Raw genomic sequence first — 11,001 nt, 5'->3', positions numbered from 1 at the left:
CGCTGACTCCCTCTCTATCAATCCTGCGGATTGAATTGGTCGGAGGTCGCGTTAATTTTAACCGCCTTATATCTCACCACTGAACGGAGTACCGTTTCAGTGGGAGGCTTACGGCAAAATAGCTAAATTAGAGAAACGCGCGTTATCATGAAGCCGAACAGGTGTATAGTACCAAGATTGATGAATCAACTTTCTCCCCATACCCTACTGCAACGAATTCCCGAAGTTCAAGTAAGGATCGATTCTAGCAATTACGCCCAGATTATCACAAAGGATAAAGTTATTGCTTGCGGCACGCACGGGTTAGCCGTTCTGAATATTTTTGCCCAACCGATTTCTATGAAGCAAGCCTTGTCCAAGTTAGAGGAGCTAATTCTTGGGGCGCAGGATTGGATGAATTTAACCAGTACAATTTTGCAGCTATATCGGGCGGGAATTTTGGTAGAAGAAGGAATAATATCACCGACGCTGAGAACAGATCCCTATGGATTTGACGCTCTTGGTATTCATATTGCCATGTTAAATGATCGCCAGCGCACAGCCACTTATTTAGCAGCGATTCGGGAAGTTGTGCGTCCTGGAGATGTAGTGGTAGATTTGGGAACGGGGACGGGTGTATTAGCCATTGCTGCTGCTTGTGCGGGTGCAAGCCGCGTTTATGCTATAGAAGCAAGTAAGATTGGGAAATCGGCTCAAGCAATCTTTGAGGCGAATGGCTTGGCAGATAAAATTACCTTAGTACAAGGTTGGTCTACCCAAGTTAGTTTACCAGAAAAGGCAGATGTGCTGATTAGTGAAATTATCGGTAACGAGCCGTTGGGAGAGCAAGTATTAGAATTCACCTTGGATGCTCGCCAGCGACTGCTCAAACCCAATGCCCGGTTGATACCCAGTCGATTAAAAATTTACAGTTTGGCTGTCACCATTCCTGAAGCCGAGTTGCAGAAGCGGAAAGTCACCAGGAGCGCATTGTCAAATTGGCAGTCATGGTATGGAATTGATTTTAGTTTCTTAGAGACAGTTGCCCAAATTTCCCCCTATGCGTTTCATCTAAAACCCTATTTAGCTAAAAACTGGGAAACGTTAAGCGAACCTATAATGCTGGCTGAAATTGATTTGCAGCTTGTAAGTAGTTTGGCAATTGATACCACCACAACTGTAACAGCTAGCGCTGACGGGCGATTGGATGGGATTCTGGTTTACTTTGAATTAGAACTAGGTCCCACAACTATTCTTTCAACGGCTCCCACTCAAGCAAGTGAAGATGGTCACTGGCGCAGTCCGGTTTGGTTATTAGCGCCATCGCGTAATCTAGAGAAGGGAGAATTGTTTAGCGTCAGTTATAGAAACAGGGTAGCTGGAAGTCCGAATCAAGTTAGTGTAGAGTTTCCATAGACGGGAGCATCCAGTTCCTCTCAGCTAGAGACTAACGGGTAGGAAAAAGCTAACTTTAAGCAATCTACCTTTTCTGGTACGCCAATTTCGCCTTCTCAGTTGCTCTAACCAACGCAGGAACCCAACTAATAACTACTGTTATCATCCCTATTTTCAATCCTTTGCCAAAAGGGCGATGATTCTTGAGGTTGCTTTCGTAGGATGCAAGTAGTTGGAAAAATTAAATTCATCGATGGGGGGAACAGAGAATGGGGAACAAGAAAATAATTTGTGTAAATAATTTTGTTGAGGTAATTATTGAGCTATAAAAAAGCCTCTAACTCGATAAATTGGCTCTTCCGTACTTAGTGGGCTAAAATATTAAATAATAACCAAAAGATAAGTAATATTTCATAAATTATGAAGAGTTTAATGACTAAGTTATTAAATTTACCGCTTAATCATAGTAGAAGATAATAAAGAAATAGAAGGAACATTAATCTTATCCGTAAAAGTGGAGAACAAGACAGCACTTTGCCCACGATGTGGTAAGAGTAGTCATCATCTTCATGAAAATAAAAGATATTTAGTAAAAGATTTATCAATGAGTAATAAACAAGTCCTGTTTGAGAGTAAATCGACGCAGATTTAAGTGTAAAAATTGCAGAAAACCTTTTAGTGAAATCTTAGATTTTGTAGGGAATAAGAAAAATTTTACTCACAGATATGCAGAAGCTATTACTCAACAAGTTATTCATAGTGATATTAAAAATGTTGCTAAAAATAATAAGTTAGCGGCAGAGGAAGTCGAATCAATGCTCAAAAATATAGCAGAAAAAATTCTACCTATTCATGTAAATAAATTGCGTATATTAGGAATAGATGAAATTAGTTTGGTTAAAGGGCAAGGAAAATTTATCGTCGTTTTAGTAGACTTAGAAACTCATAAATTAATCGCGTTAGTTTCAGAGAGAAAACAGTCACAGGTCGAGAAAGTGATGCGAACATGGGGGGAAAAAGTTTTATCTCAGATAGAAGAAGTAAGTATGGATATGACTGGTAACTATAAATCATTAGTGAAAAAACTCTGTCCGAATGCTGAGGTAACAGTAGACAGATTTCACGTTACAAAAATGATTCATGAAGAGTTAAATCAGGCAAGAATTGAGCAAAAGACAGCAGCTAAATCACTAAACGAATCGGAAAGAGTTAAATTATTTGATAGTTTAAAAGGCAGCAAATATACATTGTTAAAAGCAGAAGACAAGCTATCTAACCGACAAAAAGAAAAATTAGAAAAAGTTAAAGAAGCTTCTCCACTGGTGAGAATTATGCACTCCTTAAAAGAAGAGTTCCATGTCGTTTTTGAGAATAGCAAAAATTGGGCAGAAGGGACATTAAAATTAATTGATTGGTTAAGAAAAGCATCACCTTACTATCCCAAAAGTGTCGCAACAATTAAACGGTGGTTTGCTGAGATAGTAGGATACTTTGAAAGAAGAACAACTAACGGGATAGTTGAAGGGATTAATAACAAATTAAAGCTACTTAAACGCTGCGGATTTGGGTTTAGAAATTTTAATAATTTTGAAATCCGGGCTTTGCTATTTTGGCATTTTCCTAAAAATTTAGCCCACTAAGTACGCTAGAGCCATTTCTCCTTGTTAATTTTGCGCCAATAAGCTCTACCTTGTCGTAAGTATAATTTCGGAGAGCGATGGGTTCGTAAATAATGTCCAAAGACCTGGAATATTTTTCTACGCAAACCATGTTTCCACCACTCCAGCCAATAAAACTCGCCAAATCGCAAACCAGGGTCGCCACCAAATCCTGTTATTCATGATTGTTTCCTAATTAACTAAATTTTTCAATTGTGAAGTCATGATTGAATGACAAAAGCGTCTGAGGAAGGCTGTCACTTCCTTATGAATGTAAAGAAACATTCTGTTTCTTAGAAGAGGGATAGAGATAATCTTGATATTGGTGCCATTGCAGCCAAAAATCTTTGCAACCTCGCCGTTCGGAGATTGGAACTATTTGATTACCCACCATAAACCTCAAAGTAATGAACCGTATCTATTGTTATACGTAAGGGGCGCGAGTGCTTTCTTAGCTTGTAACAGCTGCGCTTAGTTTACAGCTTATAATCTATGAAGAGCTTTCGCTATGACCCTAGATGTCTGTCTGATAGATACATATGACAGCACGGCAGTTAGTGCTATTTCAGCAGAGTTGTCAGTACATCAACCATCACATATGAATTTTAAATCAAGCTACTTGCTAGATACCTCAGTATTATTACTCCAATTACATAATAAGGGACTTCCAGGAAATAAAATATCCAAAATTAATAATAATAATCATTCGCAAGGGAAGAAAGGCTGCCCCCTTCCTCCCCTTTTTATAGTTAGTAGGTTGGGTTGAGCTTCCAACACTTTGCTTCATCATTGGAAATAAAAGATGCGAAATTTATTGCTTTGAGGCAAAAGGTCGCGTAACAATTCGATTATTAACCCAAGTTGCGGGTTATCAAATACAAATTTACTATGCTTGTGCGATAGCGAAGCGCTGCTGCAAGCAGAACGCCCACCATCAAACTGTGTTTGCGCGTAGCGCAAACACAGTTTTAGCTGATCTAAGAATCAACACTTCTGCTTAAAAGTATACAGCTTATTAAGAAAATATGTACTAGACCGACTTATTATAAACTAGTAAATATATTCTTGCGAAATAAATATATATTTACTTAGCCTCAGTAAAAATACTGAAGCAGCAAGCAAGTTGATAGGTTTAAATTAATTAACTGAAGGGGAATGAGTCTTATTAATTTGTTGGCACATGCCCAATAACCACAGCCAATTTGGACAGATGTAAATAATTACTAAGAAAATTCCTCAAAAATTCAGGAATTGACGGCTCGAATCGTCTTAAAGATCGAGAGGAAAAAGGGAAAAATAAATCCTATTTTCTCTAGCTACCAAATTATAACTTGACACATCAGGAGAAAATTATGTCAGAAGCAACCTTAGAAAAGTCATTATCCGGAGGATGGACTTCTTTTAGTGGTCAAATAACTAAAGAAGCATTTCAAGTATTTGAAGCAGCTTTTAAAGGTTTTGTTGGTATATCATACAGTCCAGTAGCATTTGCTACTCAAGTTGTTTCGGGAACCAACTATAGCTTTTTTGCTAATGCAAAAGCTGCATATCCTAATGCCCCTAATCAAGCAGCAATAGTTGATATATATCAGCCACTAGATGGACCTGTTCATATTACGGGAATCAGAATAATTAATGATGGGATTTCCCAAAAATAAATCATCCCATACATAATAGTGACAACAGTATCTATTAGAGTGAAGGGACAGCCTAATAGCTCCTCTTTCACTCCCTTTTGTAGTAGTTTGAATAATGACTGCGGCAAATGGTGTCATAGTATTAATTTATCTACAAATTCAAAAATTGACGACTCGAATCGTCTTAATTTTGACAAGGTACATTTGCCCTACTATTTACTGAAACTAGAGCTTTATGGTCAACAATTCGTCATCACAACTTACTACCGAAGATTTTGCTCAGTACCAAAAACACGCGCTCATCATGGCTAATGTTATACCTGAGCGTTCACATTTTAATACTCAAACTAAATTTCGCACTGTAACTGAAGAGGCGCCTGAAGAATCAGTTCCGTTGCGAACTTTATACAATGGGATTATTAAAGATGGTTTAAATTCACTATCATCAACTAAGCCTGAACCCGCTCGCGTTATTGTAATTGGCGCAGGTACTTCTGGTCTTTCTGCGGCTTATGAACTAAATCGTGCTGGGATGCATGTTACTGTGTTAGAAGCCTCACAACGGGTTGGAGGACGTGTAAAAACTTTCCGCGAACCATTTGCTCCAGGTCTTCATGCAGAGGGAGGAGCTATGCGTATACCGAGTAACCACTTCCTTGTCCATGCTTATCTTGAACACTTTGGCATGGCAGACCAGCTAGAGCCATTCGAGCAACAAAATAAAATTATTTATCTTTCTGGTTATGGTTCGTCACTAACCTACAATGACTTTAACGAATTACTGAAAAACCAAGATACAAAGTTGTTAAGCCTTTTCCCAAATTTGAAAGAAAATGAAAAGGGCAAAACTATTGATGAACTGTGGAACAAAGCAGTTCAGGTTGTTTACAATGAATTTTATAAAATATACATCCCAAATCCAAATGACCCAGACCATATTAAAAGTATCGGTTTAGCATACGAGCATGTTACTAAACTTTATGATAAGTATACGCTACGTACTTTTCTTGAAGAAGTTGCTGGCTGGTCACAAGACTGTATTTCTCTCTACGATCTTGGTTCTGCCCACGTTGTATTTGGAAATGGCTTTATTGAGTCTTGGAAAGATTCGTTTTTGTCAAGTAATCAACAAGGTGAAAGCGCAGGGATGCAACAACTTAAGAACGGTATGGATTCCATTGCACTGGCTTTTATCAATGCCCAATCTAAGTACTCATTGCAAAATAAAATTCGTTATGGCTCAAGAGTAATTGAGGTGCGAAAGCATGAAACTCCAGAACCAGGGAAAGGAGTGGAAGTAAAATATGAACTTGTTGGTGGTATGCAAACTAGCGAGTTTGCAGATTATATTGTTTTTGCCATTCCTTATACTGCGCTGCGGTTAATAAAAATTGAGCCAGTATTTGATATAGAGAAAATGAGAGCAATTCGTGAACTTCGTTACGTTGAAGTTACAAAAATCCTTTTGCAATTCAAAAAACGGTGGTGGGAAAAGTATCTCGCACATCTCGAACAAGAAGGAAAATATGGTGGTGGTGGTATGGTAACTGATCTTCCTATTCGCTACCTAATATTTCCAGTAAAAGATGCAGCACAATTTCAAGACGGGCAGCAACGTGGTGTAGTTATGGCGAGCTATACCTTTGAACAAGATGCTACAGAACTCGGCTCAATGCAACCACAACACCGACTTCGGCTAGCCATTGAAAACATGGCGCAAATCTTTGGAAAGGAACATATTTACTCAAATATTGAGACTGGAGCCTCACAAATTTGGCCTGCTGATGAAATGGCAGGGGGATCTGCTTTTGCCTACTTTAGTCCAGAACAAAAAAGTCAACTATATAAATCTATTATTCAACCTAGTTGGAATGGAATTGCCCATTTTGCGGGAGAACATGCAAGCTATACACATGGTTGGATTCAGGGAGCCTTTGAAGCTGGTATCCGTTCAGCTTACGAAATTTATCAACTACAGCTAGACAAATCAACAGCAATAAAGTATTCGTAGATGTTGCCTCCATTAAATTAAGTAGGTAGGCACCGAAAAATGCAGAAATCGCTCTCTGGAATAGTCTTCAAAGTGTAACAATTAGGAGGAATTAAATTATGCCTGAAGAAACTCAAGATAACAAAGAGAATCAATCCGAAAAAGAGGATAATCGACTTCCCTATGAAAAACCTAAATTACGCAAGCATGGCCAAGTAAATGATACTACTTTGTCAATTCCTATTATAGGCCCTAGGTTCGATAGAATTTTTGGAAGTCCTAGAGCTTTTTCTTAGTAGTTTTTCACTCTCCCCAGTCAAAAGAGTTAGAGAGAAACAGGAATAGGAGGATGTTTTATACCTCTACGAACTAGAGTAATAAACATCGCAATATAACCCCAAGAGTCAATTTTTCTCGGACGACAAGTTTCAATCACGCTTAAAACTGAGTAATGAGCTAAACTGCCCTCAGTAGAGCGAGTCCCATAGCTGATAAATAGAGCAATAACAGCATGTCGTAAAGCCCTTTCTGCTTTATTAAGTTGCTGGCAATTGCGGATTATAAAAACACGCAACCACAGCATCCCAATCAGCTAAAATCTCGTTTGCCAAAGCCTCTAGATTCCTTGTCTACAAAGGGTTTTAGATTTTAGCAACAAAACTAAACAATTGACGAAAGCTATGTCCAGTAAACGTTATAAAAATAAGATGCGTTTGCCCTACTAAGGCACCTTTCTTGAGAGGTGTGGTAAACATGATAATTGCTTATGCCTCATCGGTTTGGAGAGACGCCTTCTATCTTTATCAGTATAGCGCTATTTCGGTATAAAAAATTACACATATGGTCTGTTATACTGCTGTGTCTTAAGTTCAACGGCCGTATCCAGCTCTATCTCCAGTTGTTCAAAGACCGACTCAATTTAAAAGTCGGTCTTTCATATCAATACCTTCGCCAATTTATGAGGCTTGGGAATAGGGTTTAGTAGGGTGAATACGTCCCAAACTAGTGAGCTTACGAAAAATTTTGGCGAATATTATAGGGTCAGGTTTTTGCGGAAGCATTTTTATAGTTTCGTAGACGTATTGAAAACCCCGGCAGTAGGCTTTGAGATCGACGATGCCGCAGTTAGGATTAGAGGTACGGAAATCAGTCAGAAGATGATGGGACAAATTGACCATAAAGAAGGAAAGATTAGCCGCATTAGTCACTGCTGTCTGAGTTAGGTTCATAAAATCTTCTAGACCCCAAAATTGCTTAGCATCACGGAAATTAAACTCAATTTGAAAGCGTAATTTGTAGTAATCAATCAATTTATCGTAAGATAACTCCAAGTCGCTCGAAAACAAAATCACATGAGAACAAGCTTGGGTGTTAAGATTAGTTTTGACCAAAATCACTACGTTCAAGGGGCAGGAAAATTCTTTGTGGAGTAATTGAATTTGATAAATTTTAGTCTGAATATTTTCATTAATACTGTTAGAACATAGGTGTTTAGCAGAAATGTTTTTATAGTTAAGTTTGTCACCATATTTTCGACGAGAGCGGCGTTCTGGGTTAGGGTTTTGGTAGGGTAAGTATAATGCTGAATCACAACGCAACTTAGAAATTAGATGTAAGCTCGTTTGTCTTGCCATCTGTAAAGCATTATGGTTACCAAAATGACCATCAAGCACCAAGTAAGTTAAGTTCATTTTGCCCGCCAGTAATTGGAATAACCCAATAACCATGCTCTTAATCCGCAACAATTCTGGTGTTAAAGTTACTTCAGCTTTATTTTTGTTTTTGCTACCTTTAGGTCGTCCACGACCACGTTTTTGTTTTGATTTTGAAGACTTCTGTTGAGTATTTTCAGCTTCAGTTTTGATTACCTGCTCAATCCGAATTGGATAAGAATGTCGTCGTTGAACGCTCACTAATGACAATGTAAAAAATGATAACCCTGATACTGGTTTATTGTACAAGCTCGAAAAGAACCGCTCCAACCCATAAGTTTGTTTTCCTGCTTTCGTCACTACCACCTCATCTCCCGCCAACAAATACGCCTCCGAATCACGAAATAAATGTTCACGGAAGAACAACCAAAATACTGTTGCCCAAGGAATCACAGTGTGAAATAATCGATACACTGTACGATAACTACCACCAATATCTATCCAACGAGAGATGCCCAGCATTGTCACTCTTCCATTCATCGCTAACATAGCTATGATTATCCGATTTAATTGCCGCATCGTAGTTACACTTATGAACGGCAGCAAACATTGTAACAGTGCGCTTTTTGTTGAACATGGGCTGTTTGTAGTAATCAAGTTGTAGTTGTCGAAGACAACAACTTTACTACATCAGCCCTCTCTTTTCATATTCTTTTTTTTTGGCGAAGGTATTGTCATATATAAGCTTAAAAAACCGTTTGGTACTTATACAAACTTTAACAAGATACTGCTTCAAGTTTTACTTTATTCGATGAAACAACTTGAGAATTCCGCAACCAATAAGCAACCGCCAAAGTTTTTTCTAATTCCAAAAATTTTCCTGTATCAATTTCGGATGACTGTAAAAACCGACTTAACCCGGTTGTATCTACATAATCTTCTAAAAGGGGGGTATTTTTTAATAAATCGCCAATCCACGACCCCACCATTTCCTGCATTACCTTGGTATATCCGCCAGGCACCTCAAAAACAATTTTTTTCCGGTTGCGGATAGCTTCTGGTAATCTACCCTTCATCGATTCCCGCAAGATATTTTTATTGACTAACCAAGGTATGGGGGGAATTGAAACAAGAAAGTTGACCAAGCGCAAATCGAAAAAAGGATAGTAATGTTTAACTGCTACCCCGGTATAACCTGGGTCGAACTGTTCAAACAAATTTGACCAAAATGGAGAATTCGCCATGCCGTAGCGAGAGATATAATCTATCATTTCGGCATTCATTTTCTGGTATCGTTCTTGTAGATTTAGTTGCTTGACAAAATTAGAATTAAACCAAGTCGGAAGTTCTAATTTCTCCTTGTTAATTTTGCGCCAATAAGCCCAACCTTGGCGTAAGTAAAATTTCGGTCGGCGGTAGGTACGTAGATAGTGCGATTGCACTGCTAACCACTCTTTACCCAAACCATGTTTCCACCACTCCAACCAATAAAACTCCCCAAACCGCAAAGCAGGGTCGCCACCAAATCCTGTTAATACTACCCGTGCGTGGTCTGCATAGCACCTAGTAAAATCATTACTAGGATTGCGTGCGGGAATACCAATTGGTTCGGGTAATGGCGTAGAGGGGTTTTCTTCTGGAACATTGCAGAAATAGCTTTCGCAGTTCATCTCATTTAAAGGAATACCAGTATAATGCGCTACCATGCTGGCATAAGAATCTTCTTCTGGCATCATCAGGCGATCGCGCATCGTAAGCGCTTGAAAATTAAAGGGTTTTCCTCTTTCTAACAGTACCTTTTGCGCTGTCGCAGCAATGCTAGTAGAGTCCATTCCCCCACTGATATGAGTTGCAATTCGATTCGTGCGTAATCTGTCGCTAACCGCTTGCTCAAATAGTTGAGAAAAATGCTCTACATATTCTTGGGGTTGCTTGTAGAATATTAATGGTCGAGTGCGGGGTAATTGCCAATACCTCTGTATCTTTAATTCTCCTGCTTGCCAAGTCAAAGTATGAGCAGCAGGAAGACGATGAATATCATTAAAAATAGTCGTAGACCATTCCATATTCATCCCCCACACCAAGAAATCTGCCATCGCTAGGTCGTTCAACTTAGTTGATATGTGGGGATGCAAGCGGATGCAGTTGAGGGTATTACTGCAAATCAATGTATTGTTAACTTGAGCATAGTAAAACGGCACAATCCCAAACTGATCGCGTCCGCAAAACAATCTTTGTTGTCTTTCATCCCAGATAATAAAGGCAAAATCCCCCATTAAATGGTCCACACAAGCGGTATCCCAAACATGATAAGCGTGTAAAACTAACTCAACATCGGGTGCCTCCTCAGTAATTACCCTACCCCGCGCCTGCAAAGCCACAGCTAATTCTTTGCGTCCATCCAAGCGAACATCGGCAACAATCCATACCCGTTCATCTAAAGTCAAAGGTTGTCGTTCGCGTTCCTGTTCGGAAGTTGTTCGTAACAGAGTATGTCCCAACCCGATGTTATCTTGATGCCATGTTTGTTGAGCGTCGGTACCGCGAAATGCCATGTAATCGGTCATCGCGTGTAGAAAAGACTGATTGATGGGTTGATTATTGTGATTAATAATGCTAACTATACCGCTCATAGAACCTCGATTGTAGGAGACAGGGAATTTTATCAGTTCAAAGATAACTTCTTGGAG

General features: G+C 39.0%; 8 protein-coding genes. 5 read left to right on the top strand and 3 right to left on the bottom strand.

Annotated elements, in window-relative coordinates; genetic code table 11:
• Positions 1–147: 147 nt before the first annotated feature.
• From IQ247_RS04835 to IQ247_RS04815, 5 genes are all read left to right on the top strand, one after another.
• On the top strand, positions 148–1,395 hold the full coding sequence (locus IQ247_RS04835; RefSeq protein WP_228059479.1) for a 50S ribosomal protein L11 methyltransferase: 1,248 nt from the start codon (positions 148–150) through the stop codon (positions 1,393–1,395).
• A gap of 605 nt (positions 1,396–2,000) precedes the next feature.
• Entirely contained in the window at positions 2,001–3,014 is a 1,014-nt protein-coding gene (locus IQ247_RS04830; protein WP_228059478.1) for an ISL3 family transposase, read from the top strand.
• Between the two features lie 1,370 nt (positions 3,015–4,384).
• On the top strand, positions 4,385–4,690 hold the full coding sequence (locus IQ247_RS04825; protein ID WP_193917567.1) for a hypothetical protein: 306 nt from the start codon (positions 4,385–4,387) through the stop codon (positions 4,688–4,690).
• A 214-nt stretch (positions 4,691–4,904) separates the two neighbouring features.
• Positions 4,905–6,680, top strand: coding sequence for a flavin monoamine oxidase family protein (locus IQ247_RS04820; RefSeq protein ID WP_228059477.1), 1,776 nt, complete (start codon positions 4,905–4,907; stop codon positions 6,678–6,680).
• A 98-nt stretch (positions 6,681–6,778) separates the two neighbouring features.
• Positions 6,779–6,955 carry a DEAD/DEAH box helicase gene (locus IQ247_RS04815; RefSeq protein ID WP_193917563.1) on the top strand — a complete coding sequence of 59 codons (177 nt, stop codon included), beginning with the start codon at positions 6,779–6,781 and terminating at the stop codon, positions 6,953–6,955.
• Between the two features lie 29 nt (positions 6,956–6,984).
• Here IQ247_RS04815 and IQ247_RS04810 read toward each other — a convergent pair whose 3' ends face one another.
• The 3 genes from IQ247_RS04810 to IQ247_RS04800 all read right to left on the bottom strand — a co-directional run bounded on the left by IQ247_RS04810 (position 6,985) and on the right by IQ247_RS04800 (position 10,944).
• A complete protein-coding gene (locus tag IQ247_RS04810) occupies positions 6,985–7,242 on the bottom strand; it encodes a hypothetical protein (RefSeq protein WP_228059476.1) in 258 nt (85 codons plus the stop codon).
• Between the two features lie 373 nt (positions 7,243–7,615).
• Positions 7,616–8,929, bottom strand: a complete 1,314-nt coding sequence (locus IQ247_RS04805) for a transposase (protein ID WP_265579664.1) — start codon at positions 8,927–8,929, stop codon at positions 7,616–7,618.
• Positions 8,930–9,087: 158 nt separating this feature from the next.
• Positions 9,088–10,944 (bottom strand): asparagine synthetase B family protein, encoded by a 1,857-nt coding sequence (locus IQ247_RS04800; protein WP_193917560.1) that lies wholly within the window; start codon positions 10,942–10,944, stop codon positions 9,088–9,090.
• Positions 10,945–11,001 lie beyond the last annotated feature (57 nt).

Source organism: Plectonema cf. radiosum LEGE 06105 (assembly GCF_015207665.1).
GTDB classification, from domain to species: Bacteria; Cyanobacteriota; Cyanobacteriia; order Cyanobacteriales; family Nostocaceae; genus Rivularia; species Rivularia radiosa_A.
This window is presented reverse-complemented; position numbering and strand designations above follow the sequence as displayed.